The organism is Mesorhizobium sp. WSM4823 (assembly GCF_055811195.1).
The window spans coordinates 672,743-689,613 of the sequence record NZ_JBVVQL010000002.1 but is presented as its reverse complement, the minus strand read 5'-3'; the positions used below and the strand labels follow the sequence as shown (position 1 = coordinate 689,613).

Below are 16,871 nucleotides of genomic sequence, written 5' to 3'. Positions count from 1 at the left end.
TGTTGCATAATCGCCACAATGCGTTGCATAGATCCGACGCAATCACTGGCTCTAGACGGCGACATGGCTTCACACGCACCGACACTGAGCGAACCGCTTTTCAGCGAACCCGGAACAAGGGACGGACGCCGGCTGCTTGCGCTGCCAGGCGTGGTGGCCGTTGTCGGTGCGCTGGTTACGGCAGCGATCTCTTTCGCCATTCTCGTTGGTGCCACGCCGATCACGCCGGACGAGAGGACGACGCTGGCGCTTATCGCCCTCAATGCGGCGTTCATCCTGTTCCTGATCGCGATGGTCGGCCGCGAAGTGCATCGTATCCTGATGGCGCGTCGGCGCGGCAAGGCGGCGTCGCGGCTGCATGTACGGATCGTCGCGATGTTCGCGCTGGTCGCTGCGATTCCCGCCATCATGGTGGCAATCATCGCCTCGATCACGCTCGACATCGGCCTTGATCGCTGGTTCGAGATCCGCACCAAGACGATCGTCAATTCATCGCTGTCGATTGCGGACGCCTATGTGCAGGAGAACGCGCGCAATCTCCAGGGAACGACGCTGTCGATGGCCTACGATCTCGATGCCTCCCGCACGCTCTACGGCCTCGATCGAACCGGCTTCCTCGATCTCATGAACAAAGAAGCCGTCGGGCGCTCGCTGGCCCATGCCGCACTGGTCAAGCCTGACGGTTCGTTCGTCATGAGCGCCAAGACCGATGCGGACTTTGCCATGCCGGAGCCGCCGGAAGGCGCGATGAGCAGTGCCGCCGACGGCAGGCCGGTGCTGATCGAGCCGAAGACGCGCAACATCATGGGCGCCATCGTCAAGCTGCGCGAGATCGAGGGGCTCTATCTCTACACCATTCGCCTCGTCGACCCCGAGGTGATCAAGGCGCGGCAGATCGTCAGGTCCAACACCGACGAATACCGCGGTCTGGAAGCCAATCGCCGAACCTCGCAGGTGGCCTTCGCGCTTCCCTATTTGTCGCTGACGCTGATCATCATCCTGTCCGCCATCTGGACCGGCATTGCGGTCGCCGACCGCCTCGTGCGGCCCATTCGCCAGCTCATCGGCGCGGCTGACGAGGTCGCGACCGGCAATCTCGACGTTGCGGTGCCCGTTCGGCCCTCCGACGGCGACGTCGCCTCGCTCGGCGACACCTTCAACAAGATGCTGCTGGAACTGAAATCGCAGCGTAACGAGATTCTGTCCGCCAAGGATTTGATCGACGAGCGGCGACGTTTTTCGGAAGCCGTGCTTGCCGGCGTCACCGCCGGCGTCATCGGCGTCGATCCGTACGGCATCGTCACCATCGTCAACCGGTCGGCCGAGACGATGCTGGCCATATCCGCCACCGCCGCACTCGGGCAGAATCTTTCCGCCGTGCTGCCGCATGTCGGCCGCGTCTTCGAGATCGGCCGCAAATCGGGCAAGCCTGTCCACCGCGAGCAGGTGACCTTCTATCGCGCCGGCGCAGAGCGGACCTTCAACGTGCAGATCACGGTCGAGGCCGGCGACGACGGTTCGGAGGAGAAGTCCTATGTCGTGACTGTCGACGACATCACCGATCTGGTCCAGGCGCAGCGTTCCTCGGCCTGGGCGGATGTGGCGCGGCGCATCGCTCACGAGATCAAGAACCCGCTGACGCCGATCCAGCTTTCCGCCGAGCGCATCAAGCGCCGCTACGGCAAGGTCATCACCGAAGACCGCGAGGTTTTCGATCAGTGCACCGATACGATTATCAGGCAGGTTGAGGACATCGGCCGTATGGTCGACGAGTTCTCCGCTTTCGCACGCATGCCGAAGCCTGAAATGAAGGCCCTCGATTTGCGCGAGTCGCTGCGCGAAGCCTCATTCCTCGTCGAAGTGAGCCGCGCCGACATCACTTTCGAGCGCGTGTTCGGCAACGAACCGCTCAAAGGCACTTTCGACAGCCGCCTGATGGCGCAGGCTTTCGGCAATATTATCAAGAACGCTGCCGAGGCGATTGACGGACTTGATCAAAAGGACCGCTCGCACGGCATAATCCGGATTCAAGCCGGGCGCCAGAATCACGCGATTCGCATCGACGTCATCGACAATGGCAAGGGCCTGCCGCGCGAGAACCGTCAGCGATTGCTCGAGCCTTACATGACGACGCGCGAGAAGGGCACGGGACTTGGCCTCGCTATCGTCAAGAAGATAGTGGAGGACCATGGTGGTCAGCTCGAGCTGCATGACGCGCCGGCGGATTTCCACGGCGGGCGTGGCGCGATGATCAGCATCATCCTGCCGCTTGCCGCCGCCACCGTGCCGTCGCGCGGCGAAGGCAGGACGGAACACGAAAGAGAAACTGAAAAGGTCGGTAATGGCGTCTGACATTCTCATCGTCGATGACGAGGAAGACATCCGCGAACTCGTCGCCGGTATTCTGAGCGACGAAGGTCACGAAACCCGCACGGCATTCGATGCCGACAGCGCCCTGGCGGCGATCGCCGACCGGGCGCCGAGGCTGATTTTCCTCGACATCTGGCTGCAAGGCTCACGTCTGGATGGACTGGCGCTGCTGGACGAGATCAAGACGATGCACCCGAACCTGCCGGTCGTGATGATCTCGGGCCACGGCAACATCGAAACAGCGGTCTCGGCGATCCGGCGCGGTGCCTATGACTTCATCGAGAAGCCGTTCAAGGCCGACAGGCTGATCCTCATCGCCGAGCGTGCGATTGAAACCTCGAAGCTGAAACGCGAGGTTTCCGATCTCAAGCTGCGCAGCGGCGAAACCTTCGACCTGATCGGCATGTCCTCGGCGATGAGCCAATTGCGCCAGACAATCGAGCGGGTCGCGCCGACCAACAGCCGTGTCATGATCATCGGCCCGTCCGGATCGGGCAAGGAACTCGCAGCACGCGCCATCCACGCGCTGTCAGCGCGCAAGAGCGCGCCGTTCGTGGCGTTGACCGCTGCCAACATCACGCCCGAACGCATGGAGGTCGAGCTATTCGGTACCGAATCAAACGGTGTCGAACGCAAGGTCGGCGCCCTTGAGGAAGCCCACCGCGGCATTCTCTATATCGACGAAGTGGCCGACATGCCGCGCGAAACGCAAAACAAGATCCTGCGCGTGCTGGTCGAACAGCAGTTTGAGCGGGTAGGGGGCACCAAGCGGGTCAAGGTCGATGTCCGGATCATTTCGTCGACATCGCAGAACCTCGAGGCCATGATCGCCGACGGTCGTTTCCGGGAGGATCTCTATCACCGCCTGGCAGTGGTTCCGGTCATGGTGCCGGGATTGGCCGAGCGGCGGGAGGACATTCCCTACCTTGTCGACAACTTCATGAAGCAGATCGCCCGTCAGGCCGGCATCCGGCCGCGGCGCATCGGCGATGACGCGCTGGCGGTGCTGCAGGCCCATAACTGGCCAGGCAATGTCCGTCAGCTGCGCAACAATGTCGAGCGGCTGATGATCCTGGCGCGCGGCGACGATGCCGATGCGCCGATCACCGCCGACCTCTTGCCCGCTGAGATCGGCGACGTGATGCCGCGCACGCCAAATCAGTCCGATCAGCACATCATGGCGCTGCCGTTGCGCGAGGCGCGCGAACAGTTCGAGAAGGACTATCTGATCGCCCAGATCAACCGTTTTGGCGGCAACATCTCGAAAACGGCCGAGTTCATCGGCATGGAGCGCTCGGCGCTTCATCGCAAGCTGAAATCGCTGGGCGTCTGACAGCCAAATCCAATAGTGGCCTACGCAATTATCGGTTACGGCCGCGGCGGAATCGCATAAGAAAGCGCTGCAGCGCCCGTCTTTTGGGACGCGCAAAGGACGCTGTAGCAGTTTGATTTGGCGCACGATCCCTTTCCGAAAACCATTTCGATTTTCGGGGTCATGCGCCGACTTTTCCAGGGGTGACCCATGCCGCGCATTGCCTATGTGAACGGGCGCTATGTCGCCCACGCCGACGCTTCCGTGCATATCGAAGACCGCGGCTATCAGTTTGCCGACGGCGTCTACGAGGTCTGCGAGGTAGCACGCGGCTTCATCGTCGACATGCCTCGCCATCTCGGACGGCTGAACCGCTCGCTGACCGAATTGTCGATCGTCTGGCCGGTCACGCGGGGCGTGTTGCCGATTATTTTGCGCGAGGTGGTCCGCCGCAACCATGTCAGCGACGGCTTGGTCTATCTTCAGGTGACGCGTGGCGTCGCCAGCCGAGACTTTGTTTTCCCGGCGGCGGGCACGAAGCCGTCGCTGGTGGTGACCGCCAGGAAAGCCGACCCGGCTGCTGCCGCGAAACGAGCCGAAAGCGGGATCAAGGTCATCACCGTGCCGGAGAATCGCTGGGACCGCGTCGATATCAAGTCCGTCGGGCTGCTGCCAAATGTGCTCGCCAAGCAGAAGGCCAAGGAAGCCGGCGCCCAGGAAGCCTGGTTCGTCGATGCCGATGGCACCGTCAAGGAAGGTGGATCGTCGAACGCCTGGATCGTCACCAGGGATGGTGTGCTGGTGACGCGTCCGGCCGAGCACGGCATCCTGCGCGGCATCACCCGCACCACGCTGTTCGAGGTGGCTGCCAAGCTCGGCCTGAAGATCGAGGAGCGCGGCTTTTCGGTCGCCGAGGCCAAGGCAGCGCGCGAGGCTTTCATCAGCTCCGCGACCACGATTGCCATGCCGATCGTGGCGATCGACGGCGCTCCCGTCGCCAACGGTCATCCGGGCTCAATAACACTTTCCTTGCGGCAAGCCTTTTTTGACGTTGCGGAAAAAAGTCCAGCCTGATAACCGCACAGGTGGAATGAACATCAATATATCTCGTTCTGCTTGTCGTTATTGACGGCAAGATGGTGTTTGCGTGCTTGACATGTGCCTGACAATTTGGCGCATTGACGTGCAAACCGAAGGGGATCGGCGAAAGACAAGAACAATGGCGGAACGATCGCAAAATCTTCAGGACCTGTTCCTGAATTCAGTTCGTAAAAGCAAAAATCCACTCACCATCTTTCTCATCAACGGCGTGAAGCTGACCGGTGTGGTCACTTCGTTCGACAATTTCTGTGTTCTGCTGCGTCGGGACGGCCATTCCCAGCTCGTCTACAAGCACGCCATTTCCACGATCATGCCGAGCCAGCCGGTTCAGATGTTCGATGGCGAGGAAAGCCAGGGCGCCTGATTGGCACGTAAAAAAGACGCGGACCGCAGCGTTCGCGAAAAACCAGCATATCAGCCAGGGACGGAAGCCGAAGGCCGGACCCGGGCCGTGGTTATCGTTCCGGTGCTTACCCGTCAGCCGCGCGGCGACGAAGACACGAATCGTCCGCGCCTGACTCGGTCCGCCGAAGCTCGCCACGACGAGGCGGTTGGCCTTGCCCAAGCCATTGACCTCGACCCGATCCATACTGCGGTGGTGACCGTCAACGATCCGCGCCCTGCGACCCTGCTCGGCAGCGGCAAGGTCGCGGAGTTCGCCGAGATCGTCAAAGAGGGCCACGCCAAACTGGTCATTGTCGACCATCCGCTGACGCCAGTGCAGCAGCGCAACCTGGAAAAGGAATTGAACGCAAAGGTGCTGGATCGCACCGGGCTGATCCTGGAGATTTTCGGCGAGCGGGCGCGGACCAAAGAAGGCACGCTTCAGGTCGATCTTGCGCACCTCAACTATCAAAAGGGCCGGCTCGTGCGAAGCTGGACCCACCTCGAGCGCCAGCGCGGCGGCGCCGGCTTTCTCGGCGGCCCTGGCGAAACCCAGATAGAATCGGACCGCCGTGCCCTGCAGGATAAGATCAAGAAGCTGAAGCACGAGCTGGAAACAGTGCGGCGCACCCGCGACCTGCACCGCGCCAAGCGCAAGAAGGTGCCCTTTCCGGTGGTGGCGATCGTCGGCTATACCAACGCCGGCAAGTCGACGCTGTTCAACAGGCTGACCGGAGCAGGGGTGCTGGCCGAGGACATGCTGTTTGCCACGCTCGACCCGACGCTGCGCCGGGTGCGACTGCCGCATGGCACGCCAGTCATCCTTTCGGACACGGTCGGTTTCATCTCGGACCTGCCGACACATCTGATCGCGGCTTTCCGGGCCACGCTGGAAGAGGTGGTCGAGGCCGATCTCGTCATCCATCTGCGCGATATTTCGGATCCCGACACGGCCGCCCAGGCCGAAGATGTCGAGCGCATCCTGGCCGATCTCGGCGTCGATGCAGGCGACACCAGCCGCGTCATCGAAGTATGGAACAAGATCGACCTGCTCGACGAAGGCAACAGGGCTCGGCTTCTTGCCGATGGCGCCGATGGTACCAAGACACCGCCGATCGCGATCTCGGCCGCCACCGGCGAGGGCATCGATGTGCTGAAGGCGGTCATCGAGACAAGGGTGTCAGGCGAACTGGAAACGCTGACTATCACGCTCAAGCCTGAGCAGCTCGGGCTTGTCGACTGGCTCTACCGCAATGGCGATGTCGTCTCGCGCACCGACAATGAGGATGGCGGCGTGACCGTAGCGCTCAAGGCGACGCAAAGCGCTCATGAAGAGATAGAAAGCCGATTGCACCGCAAAAACAACGGGTAATCTCTGTTACTTCACGCTCTTTGCCTGCTGCCAAAGCGCCTCCATCTCGTCGAGCGTGGCCTTTTCCAGCGTATTTCCAGACGCTTCCAGCGCTAGCTCGACATAGTGGAACCGCGACCGGAATTTCTCGTTAGTGCCGCTGAGCGCCGCTTCGGAATCAACCTTGAGATGACGACCGAGATTGACGACGGCAAACAGCATGTCGCCGAACTCGTCCTTGATCGAAGCCGTATCGCCTTTGGCAAGAGCCTCGCGCAACTCGCCGATCTCTTCTTCGATCTTGTCGAGGATCGGCGTGGCCTCGCTCCAGTCGAAGCCGACGCGTGCAGCTTTTTCCTGCAGCTTGAGCGCCCGGGTCAAAGCGGGCAGGGCGACCGGTACGCTGTCCAGAAAGCCCTTGCCATGATCCTCCGGATCGTGCCCGCGGGCGAGGCGGGCGCTTCGCTTTTCCGCCTTTTCCTCGGCCTTGATCTTCTCCCACATGCCCTTGGCCATGCCGGCGCTGCGCGCCTTCTCGTCGCCGAAGACATGCGGGTGGCGGCGGATCATTTTTGTGGTGATGGCCTGAACCACGTCGCCAAAGGCAAATTCACCGGCCTCCTCGGCCATCTGCGCATGATAGACGACCTGCAGCAGAAGGTCGCCGAGCTCGTCGCGCAGATCGTCCAGGTCGCCGCGCGCGATGGCGTCCGCCACCTCGTAGGCTTCCTCGATCGTGTAGGGTGCGATGGTCGAGAAGTCCTGCTCGATGTCCCACGGGCAGCCGGTTTCGGGCGCCCGCAGCGCCGCCATGATCTCGATCAGCCGGGAAATGTCCTTCGAGGGTTTCATCGGCCGGATGCTAGCCTGCGTCCGACCGTGTAGCCAACGCCGTCGGACGGCGAGGGGCGATTGTCCACAGCGTTGCTCAGCGCCTCAGTCGAGCACGGAGACGATCGCCTTGGCGAGCGCGTCCATGCCGTCCTCCGGCAGGCCGGCGACGTTGATGCGGCTGTCACCGACCATGTAAACGCCGTGCTCGGCGCGCAGCCGCTCGACCTGTGCCTCCGACAGGCCAAGGCGGGAAAACATGCCGCGATGGCTGGCGACGAAATCGAAGCGATCGGAATTGGACTGCCGCCGCAGCGCTTCGGCGAACTGCACCCGAAGCCGAAGCATGCGCCGGCGCGTCTCCTCGAGCTCCGCTTCCCAGTCGGCGCGCAGTGCGGCGTCTTCAAGCACAATGCGCACGGCGGCCGCACCATGGTCCGGCGGCATCGAGTACATGGCGCGCGCCGCCGACAGCATTTGGCTCATGGCGACATCCGCCTGCGCGCCGTCTTTTGCCAGGATCATCGCCGCGCCGACGCGGTCGCGATACACGGCAAAATTTTTCGAGCAGCTCGAAGCAACAACCATTTCCGGAACTTTTTCAGCCAAGAGGCGCAAGCCGGCGGCGTCTGTGTCAAGGCCTTCACCAAAACCCTGATAGGCAATGTCGACAAAAGGCAGCAGGCCCCGCTCGACGAGAAGGTCGGCTATTTCAGCCCACTGTGCCGTGTCCAGATTGGCGCCTGTCGGATTGTGACAGCAACCATGCAGCAGCACCACGTCGCCGCTCCTGGCGGTCGCCAGCGCGCTCATCATGTCGGCGAAGCGAACAGCACCTGAGGCCGCGTCGAAGTAAGGATATTCGCGTATCTGGAAGCCGGCGGCACGCATCACCGGCACATGGTTCGGCCATGTCGGGTCGGACAGCCAGATCGTCGCGTCCGATCGCGTTCTCTTGAGCAGCTCGGCCACCAGCCGCAGAGCGCCTGAGCCGCCAGGCGCCTGCGCCGCACGGATGCGCGTCAACTCGGCCGCAGGGCCAAAGACAAGCCTTGCCATCGCCGTGTTGAAGCCGGTATCGCCGGCAAGGCCGAGGTAGGTCTTGGTGTCCTGGCTCTGCAGCAATCGCTTTTCGGCTTCGCGCACGGCGCGCATCACCGGCGTTTTGCCATCGCGATCCTTGTAGACGCCGACGCCGAGGTCGACCTTGTCGGGGCGGGGATCGGCGCGATAGAGGCCGATCAAGGCAAGGATCTTGTCGGCTGGGGCAGGCTGGAGGTCTTCGAACATTTGGCGCGGTTCCGTTGGCCGCGGTGTGATACGCAAATCGGCCGTGCCGCGCCAGCGGTTTTCATTTGCACTAGGGTGAAAACCGCCAAACCGCGCGGCTTCCCGCACGTCAGCCGGTCATGCCATTCTTTTACGCCGGCTTGAGGGTAGCGGCAGACGGCAAGGCGGCGACGGATTGCTGCTTCTTGCCGCCCCAACCGATCCGCGGCAGCCATTCGAGGTAATAGGCGAAGCCGAACTGCAGCGCGATGCCTGTCGAGATCAGGATCGTGTCGTAGAGGAGCCCGCCCGGGCTGACGACCTTCATGACCTGCGCGATCATGGCGAGGATCGTTCCGGCGATGAAGACTGGCAGCGAATGCTTGCCGAGGACCGCGAGCGGGTGGCTTGGCCCTGTCTTCGCCAGGTTGGAAAGCGCCGGGATCGCGACCATCAGATAGGCGATCGCCAGAATGTGCATGAGCCGCGACAGCGACAGGAATGTCTTGTCGAAACCGGTCAGCACGGTAGGCAGGCCGGAGGCCGTCTCGACGCCCCACAGCGGCAGCCGCACCCAAATCAGCGCGCCGACCAGATACCCGATGGCTGCGCTCGCCATCATCCAATTGAAGCGGATTTCGCCGCCGCGCTTGACATGCAGCATGCCGGCGATCCCGATGACGAACAGAAACTGCCAGGAGAGCGGGTTCAGGAACCAGAAGCCATCGCCGGGATAATCCGAAGGCGCGATCTGGAAAATGCCAGCGATGAGCCAGAGGACAGCGGACGCAGCAAGCATCAGGCGCAGGCTGAAAGTGCCGATCCACAGGAAAAGCGGCACCGTCAGAAGTACGACGGCATACATGGAAAGAATGTTGTTGTAGCCGATCTGATGCCCGAGCGCCGCGATGCCGAGCAGCGCTTCCGGCGTGTCCTCGATGATCATCTGGATATTAATCAGCTTCAAAAGATCGGGCCGCGAGAAATGCAATGCAGCCGCCGAGAAGATCGCCAGCGTCGCCACCGTGGTCATGATGTGGGTGACATAGAGGACACCGGCACGCCGCCAGGCTTTCAGGGTCGTGAGCAACCGGTTCCCCGGCTGGAACTTCAATCCGTAGGCGAGCCCAACGGCAATCCCTGAAATCAGCACGAAGGCTTCGGCCGAGTCGGAAAAGCCGAAGTTCTTAAGCGTGAAATGCTCGTAGATCGTGCCCGGGACATGGTTGATGAAGATCGTCAGTAGCGCTAGCGCGCGGAAGACATCGATGCGGGTATCCCGCTGGGTTGGCACATTGCCTGTCATGTCGGGGCTTGTCGTGTCTGGGCTTGTCATGTGGGGTCGATAATTCGTTGAACAAAGCGGACCCAGAGGACCGTCGGCGAGGGAAGATTCGGCGGTGAATCTTTCCTGCCTATAACTCGCTAGTGCCCCGAAAAAGATGACACCTTCGCGATTTCCCGCGTCACAAATTAATTCAGGTATAAACATTGAAATCCACTGGCGCTAAACTGCGCGGCGCGTTGTGGCGCTGAGAGGCGCGGACGGGAAGCCGTAACCGGCGACGGTGAGGGGGTAAGACCTTCCGGATCGAGAAAAAAACTCAAGGTGCGGGATTAAAAACCTGCCATGCTCCGTAAACCGGACATGAGAGGGTCGATGCCACGCTTCGATATCGTAGGACAGCTCGGTTCCCTGAGACGCTATGCGCGCTCGCTGACGCGCGATAGCGCCGAAGCGGAGGATCTGGTGCATGACGCGCTGGTGCGTGCCTATGAGCGGCGCGGCACTTTCCGCTCCGGCGGAAACCTGCGCGCGTGGCTGCTGTCGATCGTCCACAACGCTTTCGTTGACGGCTTGCGGTCCCGCAAGTCTGAAGCGGCGCGCGTCGAGCAGGCCGGATATCTTGCCGACGCCAGCATGCAGGCTCCCCAGGAACATTCCGTCCGCCTGGCACAGGTTCGCGAAGCTTTTTTCAAATTGCCGGAAGAGCAGCGTTCGGCGCTGCATCTCGTCGCCATCGAGGGCCTTACCTACAGCCAGGCAGCCGAAGCCAGCGGCGTACCGCTGGGAACGCTGATGTCGCGCATCGGCCGGGCGCGTGCAGCGCTCCGCGAGATGGAGGACAAATTGCCGGCGCGATCGAACAGCCACCTCAGGATCGTGGGAGGCCCGTAATGTCCGTGATGAACGAACTGCGCGACCCGGTGACCGATGCCGACCTCGACGCCTATGTCGACGATCAGTTGGACGTTGCCCGCCGCATTGAGGTCGAGGCCTTTCTTTCGGCCCGTCCGGAGGCGGCCGCTCGCGTGATGTCCGACCTCAGGACGCGCGACGAACTGCGGGTGGCGCTTGCCGGATCCAAGGGCATGGCGCGGCCGGCAACGGCCGATGCAGCGCGACGGCTGGAGCGCGGGTTGGCCCGGGGTCGCGTCTTAGGCACGTTGCGCCGGGCTGCGGCGGTCGCGGTCTTGCTCGCCGCGGGCTGGTTGGCGAACGGCATCGTCGGGCCGATATCGGTGACGAAAGTCGTCGCCTCGACCCAGCCGCCTGCCTATCTGGAGGAGGCGATCCGGGCACACAGGACGACGATCGTGCGCGAGGCCATGTCATCGCAGCCCGAGGCGCCGAACTACGATGCGGACGAAATCCGCGCCGCCACGGCGATCGTCATGCCGTCGCTGCCGAAGGACTGGAAGGTCCGTGACGTGCAGATCTATCCGTCGCGGTTCGGCCCGAGCGTCGAGATGGCTGTCGAAACACATGACCTCGGGCTGGTCTCGCTGTTCGCGATCAGGCCCGGAACGTTCGATGTGGTCAAGCCGACCGCCGCCCCTTCGGGCGAAATTTCCTCGGCCTATTTCCAGATCGGCGAAGTTGCCTACGCGGTCGTCGCCCGAAGCGGTATCCGCGATCTTGATCGCACCGCTGAAACGCTAGCCAAAACGCTTTACTGACCCTCATCAAGGAGAACTCGCATGAACACCCCCAATCTAGGATACCGCACGGGCGTCGGAGCCCAAACCGGGGCCGTCTTCGACGAAGGCCTGCGCAAGCATATGCTGCGCGTCTACAACTATATGGGTGTCGGCCTCGTCGTTACGGGCGTGATCGCCTTCATGGTGGCGTCAACGCCAGCCCTCTACGTGCCGATCTTTTCCAGCCCGCTGAAGTGGGTGGTGATGCTGGCGCCGCTCGCCTTCGTGCTGCTGTTCTCGTTCAAGATGCAGACGATGTCGGCGGCCGGCGCTCAGGCGATGTTTTGGGCATTCTGTGCGGTGATGGGCCTGTCGCTGGCCTCCGTGTTCCTTGTCTTCACCGGCACCAGTATTGCGCGCACCTTCTTCATCGCCGCGACCATGTTTGGCGCGACCAGCCTTTACGGCTATACGACCAAACGCGACCTGACCCAGTTCTCGTCCTTCCTGATCATGGGCCTGATCGGCGTGGTGATTGCCAGCATCGTCAACATCTTTCTCGGCTCGACCGCACTTCAGTTCGCCATCTCGGTGATCGGCATCGCCGTCTTTATCGGTCTCACCGCTTGGGATACGCAGACGATCAAGGAGCAGTTTGCCGAAAACTTCGGTGCGGAATCGCAACAGAAGCTCGCCGTCTTCGGTGCATTCTCGCTCTATCTGAACTTCATCAACATCTTCCAGCTGCTGCTGAACTTCACCGGCGAGCGCGAATAGCCGCGTTGAATCAATGCATGTCGCGGCAGCGGTTTCGAGCAGCGACATGCATTGACCAGAGACTTAGGCGCGTCGCGAAAATCTCCTGGACGCGGCGCGCCCAAATGACCGGAGTTGCTCCCATGGACAGGAACGACCAGCAGGCGATCGGCAATCTTTTCGAGAAACTTGCGAATGTCGAGCGACAGACGCCGCCGCGCGATGCCGAAGCGGAACGCTTCATCAACGATCAGATTGCCCGGCAGCCCGGAGCGCCATACTACATGGCGCAGACAATCGTCGTGCAAGAGCAGGCCCTGAACGCGGCACAATCCCGCATCGAGGAACTGGAACAACAGGCGCAGCAGTCTGCCGGCGGCGGATTGCTTGGCGGCCTTTTTGGCGGCAGCGGCGCCAGGCGCTCGGGTTCGGTGCCGCGGGTCGGGCGCACTGCTGCTGCGCCGCCGCCGTTTTCCGGCAATGATCGGCAGCGGGCAGGGGGCGGTTTCCTCGCCGGAGCCGCGCAGACTGCGATGGGCGTGGCGGGCGGCGTGCTTCTCGGCAACGCGATCGCAGGCATGTTTGGCGAAAGCGGTGAAGCGCAGGCGGCCGAACCACCGGCGCCACAAGCAGACGATGCCGGTTCCGACGACGCCGGTGATTTCGGCGACGTTGAATTTTGACACGAATGGAAAGCGCGGAGCGCGGTCTGGCCAGAAAATCGGCCTTCGCGAGCATTTGGTTCTGAGAGCCCGACATCGACCGTAGCGAAGGGTAGGGTGGTGCGGCGCCTTTCAGACGTTCACTAGGTCGCACTGAGAGCTTCAACGATCACTGAAACAGTCGCTATTTTGGCGATTTTGCCGTTCATATAATCCAGGGAGACGCGCGCGTGCTCTGCGTCGTAGGAGCCGATGCATTCCTCGGCCAAGACCACTCGGAAATCTCGTTGATAGGCGTCCACCGCAGCCACACGGATGCAGGCGTGTGTATTGACGCCGCATAGAACCAGTTCACCGACACCAAATTCAGCCAGTAGTTCGTCAAGTCCCGTCTTGAAGAACGCGCTGTAGCGCTTCTTGACTATCGTCGCATCGCTTGGCTGCCAATCGAGCCCAGGGTGAAGTAGGGCACCTCTCGTGCCCTGAATTGTGACGGCTATGCGTTTATCGCGCATCTCAAGAAATGCGTCGCTGAGATCCGAACGGAACTCCTGCCGCACCCAGATCACCGGGAGCTGTAAACTTCTGAAAGCGCTCACCAGCCGGTTGGTATTCTGAACCAGTCGATCGGCCTTATCTGCTTCCCACAGGTCGAGATACTCATTCAGCAGGTCGATGATAATGAGGCAGCGTTTGGTCATCGTCGAGCTATATGAAGCGCTGAATGCAGATTTGTGACGAGGTCATATCTGCCAGCAGGTTGTCAAAGCTAAAGACGCAAGTACTCGGTCAGCCCCGCCGTCTCTCCGCCATCAGAAACACCGCCAGTAGACAGCACAACAGGCCAAGGGACAAGGGCAGCCCCTGATGTCCGATCAGTTGCATCGCCAGTCCTGTCGCGGGCGAGCCCACAATGCCGCCGATGCCCCATACGAACGCGAAGGCCGCGTTGCCGGCGATCAAGGCTTGACCGGTGAAACGCTCGCCGAGTTGGATCAGCGACATGGTGTAGATCCCGAACGAGACCCCGCCCCAGACGAAAACGAGCGGCCAGATGAGCCACGAATTGAAGATCGACGGCAGCAGCAGGCAGCCGGCCAGCGAAGCCAGGACACAGAATAGCATGGGCCGCATCGAGCCGAACCGTTCGGCTACGCGCCCGAGCAAAATCTGCAACACGGCATTGCCTGCGGTGAAACAGGCGATCAGCGAAGCGATGCGCCCCTCGGCGCTGCCGAGCGCGACGCCATAGACCGCAAACAAGGAGATCACGACCTGCTCGAAGACGGCTGCGGCGAAAACCGCGAACAATAGCAGCGGCGCCAGTGCGAAAAAGCCGCCGACCGATATCGCCTTGCCCTCATGCGACATCTTCGGGAGACGCGGCACGACCGCAAGGACGATCAGGCCGCAGAGCGGGAAGGCCACGATGCCGATCAAGAACGGCGGCCAACCCTGCGTGCCGACCAGGCCCAGCGACAGGGGGCCGATGGCGAAGCCACCCGAAACGATCGATGAATAGAGGCCCATGGTGCGGCCGCGGCGTGACGCGGGCGTGATCGAGATCAGCCAGGTCTCGCTGATCACGTAAAGCGGATTGGCGAAGAAGCCGAGCAGGAAGCGCAGCGGCATCCAGGCCCAGACTTCCTGCGTCAAGGCAATCGCGATCAGGGCGAGCGCTGCCAGGATCGAACACAGGATCGCAAGCCGCGCCGCGCCCACGCGCCTCTCCAGCGCCGGAACGAAGGGCGCGGATACGATGAAACCCAGCGGCGTCATCGCCGCCGACAAGCCGATCAGACCTGATGTCGTTCCCTGCCGCTCCAGAATGAAGCTGAGCAGCGGATAGGTCAGCCCCTGTGCCAGCGCGAACACCGTGACGGTCGCGATGATGCCCGCCGTCGCAGTCCATGGCATCCGATCCTCTCGCGATGATGTCGTGCTTTCGGCAGTCATTGCGGCATTCGCCTTATGCTTGCCAGAAGGGCTTGGCGATCTCTTCCTCGAACTGCCGTCTCGTCAGACCGATATCGTCGATCAAATGGGGATTGTCCTTCGACATTTGCTTAAGCTGCCAGCGAACGCGTTTCCGCTCGCTCCAGGTCGCGACAATGTTTTGCAGCGTCATCAGACTGTAGTGCCGACGCGGCATTTCCGTCGGCACTACGCACGCTCCTGGCCGCGCTGTCTGAGGCGAAACCGACGCAAGAGTATCGTTCATGGCAACCTCCATGTGGGTTTGATGGTCCGGAGGACCGTCGACCTGAAAGAGATTGAATTCTGCAGGATACGAACAGCGTCGTAATTAAGCTCTGCCAAATAGTTCTCAAAACTTCCAAACGGGCTATAGATGCGGCGTATGCAGGAAGAGCGCTTTGCCTTTGGTCCCTTCGTGCTTGATTCCGGTGCGGGAACGCTCCTTCGGAACGATGTGCCCGTTGCCGTCGGCTACCGCGGGCTGAAGCTGCTTGCGGCGCTCGTCGCGCGGCCCGGCGAAATCCTTGGGAAGGCCGAGTTGATGGACGCGGCGTGGCCGGGCACAGCCGTCGAGGAAGGCAACCTCACGGTGCAGATCTCGCAGCTGCGCAAGTTGCTTGGTCCGGCCGCCGATGCCGGTAATGGGGGCGGTGAGTGGATCGCCACGGTTCCCCGCGTCGGCTATCGTTTCACCGGGACCATCGAACAGCTCGGCAGCGCGAAGCGAAAACCTTTGCCGCTGCCCGACAAACCATCGATAGCTGTGCTGCCCTTCGTTAACATCAGCAACGATCCCGAGCAGGAATCCTTCGCGGATGGGTTGACCGAAGACCTGATTACCGACCTGTCCAGGATCTCAGGTCTGTTCGTCATCGCGCGCAACTCGGCCTTTGCCTACAAGGGGAGGGCGATGGATGTGCGCGCGATCGCAGAGGATCTTGGCGTGCGATGCCTGCTGGAGGGTAGCGTAAGACGTGCCGCGGGGCGTGTGCGCATCAACGCACAGCTGGTCGATGCGGTGAGTGGCGATCATCTATGGGCGGAACGCTTTGATCGCAGCCTGGAAGGTATCTTTGCCGTTCAGGACGAGGTCACCGGCATGATCGTGGAGGCGTTACTGGGCCGGCTGCGCGCGCCGCCGCAGCGCAATCGGCCCAAAAATCTCGATGCCTACGATCTCTGCGTGCGGGCGCGCAAGCTTATGGACGACACGCCGCAGATGGCACGGGAAGCGCATCTGATGCTCACGCGCGCGGTTTCGCTCGACCCGGAATACGCCGAGGCCTATCGCTGGCTTGCGATGAATCACTGGATGGGATGGGTGCATTCTGGCGGACCAACCGAAACGTCCCGTAGCGTTGCTTTGGAACTGGCCCGCAAAGCGGTGACGATCGACCCCAACGATGCCGGCTGCCGCTGGGTTTTGGCTTACCTGCTTGCCTATGAGCGCAGTTTTGCCGAAGCGGATGCGGAATTCTCCAAGGCGATCGAGCTCGACCCGAACGAGGCCGATGCCTGGACAGCATTATCCGACATCGCGGTCTTGGCCGGGCGGGTCGAGGAGGGCCTTGAGCACATTCGCAAGGCGTTCCGGCTGAACCCGTTTCCGGCAAGTTGGTACTATCTGACGCTCGGCCAGGCGCTATATGCTGCCGGCGAATACGAAGCCGCCGTCGAGACCCTGCGCAGGGACGAGACGTATCGCACAAGCTCACGCCGTTTTCTGGCGGCAAGCCTTGCGCAACTCGGCCGGCTCGATGAGGCGCGCGCAGAGGTCGAACTGTTCCTCGTCGGCAACCCTGATTTCACAACCGGCCACTGGGCCGCGACGGAGCCATTCCGCGACGCTGCGACGCTTGATCATTTCGTCGATGGCTTCCGCAAGGCCGGACTTCCGGAGTGACGCGCCGGCGTGATCTTCCAAATGGCCATTCGT

Annotated in this window: 16 protein-coding genes; 10 read left to right on the top strand and 6 right to left on the bottom strand. The window is 61.9% G+C overall.

From position 1 onward, the window contains the following. The first annotated feature begins 18 nt into the window (after window positions 1–18). The 5 genes from AC0L26_RS08200 (at window position 19) to hflX (ending at window position 6,539) form a co-directional block, all read left to right on the top strand. The gene (locus AC0L26_RS08200) at window positions 19–2,352 is read left to right on the top strand and encodes a sensor histidine kinase NtrY-like (protein WP_473632084.1); all 2,334 of its coding nucleotides are present in this window, start codon (window positions 19–21) and stop codon (window positions 2,350–2,352) included. Next, complete coding sequence (gene ntrX, locus AC0L26_RS08195) at window positions 2,342–3,703, top strand: nitrogen assimilation response regulator NtrX (RefSeq protein ID WP_352930307.1); 1,362 nt, start codon at window positions 2,342–2,344, stop codon at window positions 3,701–3,703. Before AC0L26_RS08200 ends, ntrX begins: the two co-directional genes overlap by 11 nt. A 189-nt stretch (window positions 3,704–3,892) precedes the next feature. Next, on the top strand, window positions 3,893–4,756 hold the full coding sequence (locus AC0L26_RS08190; protein WP_473632083.1) for a D-amino-acid transaminase: 864 nt from the start codon (window positions 3,893–3,895) through the stop codon (window positions 4,754–4,756). A 145-nt stretch (window positions 4,757–4,901) separates the two neighbouring features. After that, the gene (hfq, locus tag AC0L26_RS08185; RefSeq protein WP_006202172.1) at window positions 4,902–5,147 is read left to right on the top strand and encodes an RNA chaperone Hfq; all 246 of its coding nucleotides are present in this window, start codon (window positions 4,902–4,904) and stop codon (window positions 5,145–5,147) included. Further along, window positions 5,148–6,539 carry a GTPase HflX gene (gene hflX / locus AC0L26_RS08180; protein ID WP_473632082.1) on the top strand — a complete coding sequence of 464 codons (1,392 nt, stop codon included), beginning with the start codon at window positions 5,148–5,150 and terminating at the stop codon, window positions 6,537–6,539. Between the two features lie 6 nt (window positions 6,540–6,545). On the opposite strand, the gene mazG is transcribed toward hflX, so the two are convergent. The 3 genes from mazG to AC0L26_RS08165 all read right to left on the bottom strand — a co-directional run bounded on the left by mazG (window position 6,546) and on the right by AC0L26_RS08165 (window position 9,954). Beyond that, the gene (gene mazG, locus AC0L26_RS08175; protein WP_473632081.1) at window positions 6,546–7,370 is read right to left on the bottom strand and encodes a nucleoside triphosphate pyrophosphohydrolase; all 825 of its coding nucleotides are present in this window, start codon (window positions 7,368–7,370) and stop codon (window positions 6,546–6,548) included. Window positions 7,371–7,454: 84 nt separating this feature from the next. Next, window positions 7,455–8,639: an amino acid aminotransferase gene (locus AC0L26_RS08170; protein WP_473632080.1), complete on the bottom strand. Its 1,185-nt coding sequence runs from the start codon at window positions 8,637–8,639 to the stop codon at window positions 7,455–7,457. Window positions 8,640–8,769: 130 nt separating this feature from the next. Further along, window positions 8,770–9,954, bottom strand: coding sequence for an OpgC family protein (locus AC0L26_RS08165; protein WP_473632079.1), 1,185 nt, complete (start codon window positions 9,952–9,954; stop codon window positions 8,770–8,772). Between the two features lie 324 nt (window positions 9,955–10,278). Here AC0L26_RS08165 and AC0L26_RS08160 point away from each other — a divergent pair, with 324 nt between their 5' ends. From AC0L26_RS08160 to AC0L26_RS08145, 4 genes are all read left to right on the top strand, one after another. Continuing rightward, window positions 10,279–10,797: a sigma-70 family RNA polymerase sigma factor gene (locus AC0L26_RS08160; RefSeq protein ID WP_354492348.1), complete on the top strand. Its 519-nt coding sequence runs from the start codon at window positions 10,279–10,281 to the stop codon at window positions 10,795–10,797. Between the two features lie 8 nt (window positions 10,798–10,805). Beyond that, entirely contained in the window at window positions 10,806–11,579 is a 774-nt protein-coding gene (locus tag AC0L26_RS08155) for an anti-sigma factor family protein (protein ID WP_473632155.1), read from the top strand. Window positions 11,580–11,600: 21 nt separating this feature from the next. After that, window positions 11,601–12,317, top strand: a complete 717-nt coding sequence (locus AC0L26_RS08150) for a Bax inhibitor-1/YccA family protein (RefSeq protein WP_473632078.1) — start codon at window positions 11,601–11,603, stop codon at window positions 12,315–12,317. 122 nt (window positions 12,318–12,439) lie between these two features. Then, window positions 12,440–12,979, top strand: a complete 540-nt coding sequence (locus tag AC0L26_RS08145) for a DUF2076 domain-containing protein (RefSeq protein ID WP_473632077.1) — start codon at window positions 12,440–12,442, stop codon at window positions 12,977–12,979. Window positions 12,980–13,101: 122 nt separating this feature from the next. Here the strand turns inward: AC0L26_RS08145 and AC0L26_RS08140 are convergent, their stop codons facing one another. From AC0L26_RS08140 to AC0L26_RS08130, 3 genes are all read right to left on the bottom strand, one after another. Next, on the bottom strand, window positions 13,102–13,659 hold the full coding sequence (locus tag AC0L26_RS08140) for a cysteine hydrolase family protein (RefSeq protein WP_473632076.1): 558 nt from the start codon (window positions 13,657–13,659) through the stop codon (window positions 13,102–13,104). Window positions 13,660–13,747: 88 nt separating this feature from the next. Continuing rightward, window positions 13,748–14,914 carry an MFS transporter gene (locus AC0L26_RS08135; RefSeq protein WP_473632075.1) on the bottom strand — a complete coding sequence of 389 codons (1,167 nt, stop codon included), beginning with the start codon at window positions 14,912–14,914 and terminating at the stop codon, window positions 13,748–13,750. Window positions 14,915–14,927: 13 nt separating this feature from the next. Next, a complete protein-coding gene (locus tag AC0L26_RS08130; protein ID WP_473632074.1) occupies window positions 14,928–15,179 on the bottom strand; it encodes a DUF1127 domain-containing protein in 252 nt (83 codons plus the stop codon). Between the two features lie 129 nt (window positions 15,180–15,308). Here AC0L26_RS08130 and AC0L26_RS08125 point away from each other — a divergent pair, with 129 nt between their 5' ends. Continuing rightward, complete coding sequence (locus AC0L26_RS08125) at window positions 15,309–16,838, top strand: winged helix-turn-helix domain-containing tetratricopeptide repeat protein (RefSeq protein ID WP_473632073.1); 1,530 nt, start codon at window positions 15,309–15,311, stop codon at window positions 16,836–16,838. The last annotated feature ends 33 nt before the right edge of the window (window positions 16,839–16,871 follow it).

Excerpts from the sequence above, each read along its gene's own strand:
- AC0L26_RS08165 (WP_473632079.1), bottom strand. The coding sequence starts at position 9,954 with ATGACAAGCCCAGACACGACAAGCCCCGACATGACAGGCAATGTGCCA.
- AC0L26_RS08200 (WP_473632084.1), top strand. The coding sequence starts at position 19 with ATGCGTTGCATAGATCCGACGCAATCACTGGCTCTAGACGGCGACATG.
- AC0L26_RS08135 (WP_473632075.1), bottom strand. The coding sequence starts at position 14,914 with ATGACTGCCGAAAGCACGACATCATCGCGAGAGGATCGGATGCCATGG.
- AC0L26_RS08150 (WP_473632078.1), top strand. The coding sequence starts at position 11,601 with ATGAACACCCCCAATCTAGGATACCGCACGGGCGTCGGAGCCCAAACC.
- AC0L26_RS08160 (WP_354492348.1), top strand. The coding sequence starts at position 10,279 with ATGCCACGCTTCGATATCGTAGGACAGCTCGGTTCCCTGAGACGCTAT.
- AC0L26_RS08155 (WP_473632155.1), top strand. The coding sequence starts at position 10,806 with ATGAACGAACTGCGCGACCCGGTGACCGATGCCGACCTCGACGCCTAT.
- AC0L26_RS08140 (WP_473632076.1), bottom strand. The coding sequence starts at position 13,659 with ATGACCAAACGCTGCCTCATTATCATCGACCTGCTGAATGAGTATCTC.
- AC0L26_RS08145 (WP_473632077.1), top strand. The coding sequence starts at position 12,440 with ATGGACAGGAACGACCAGCAGGCGATCGGCAATCTTTTCGAGAAACTT.
- hfq (WP_006202172.1), top strand. The coding sequence starts at position 4,902 with ATGGCGGAACGATCGCAAAATCTTCAGGACCTGTTCCTGAATTCAGTT.
- mazG (WP_473632081.1), bottom strand. The coding sequence starts at position 7,370 with ATGAAACCCTCGAAGGACATTTCCCGGCTGATCGAGATCATGGCGGCG.
- AC0L26_RS08170 (WP_473632080.1), bottom strand. The coding sequence starts at position 8,639 with ATGTTCGAAGACCTCCAGCCTGCCCCAGCCGACAAGATCCTTGCCTTG.
- AC0L26_RS08125 (WP_473632073.1), top strand. The coding sequence starts at position 15,309 with ATGCGGCGTATGCAGGAAGAGCGCTTTGCCTTTGGTCCCTTCGTGCTT.
- AC0L26_RS08190 (WP_473632083.1), top strand. The coding sequence starts at position 3,893 with ATGCCGCGCATTGCCTATGTGAACGGGCGCTATGTCGCCCACGCCGAC.
- ntrX (WP_352930307.1), top strand. The coding sequence starts at position 2,342 with ATGGCGTCTGACATTCTCATCGTCGATGACGAGGAAGACATCCGCGAA.
- AC0L26_RS08130 (WP_473632074.1), bottom strand. The coding sequence starts at position 15,179 with ATGAACGATACTCTTGCGTCGGTTTCGCCTCAGACAGCGCGGCCAGGA.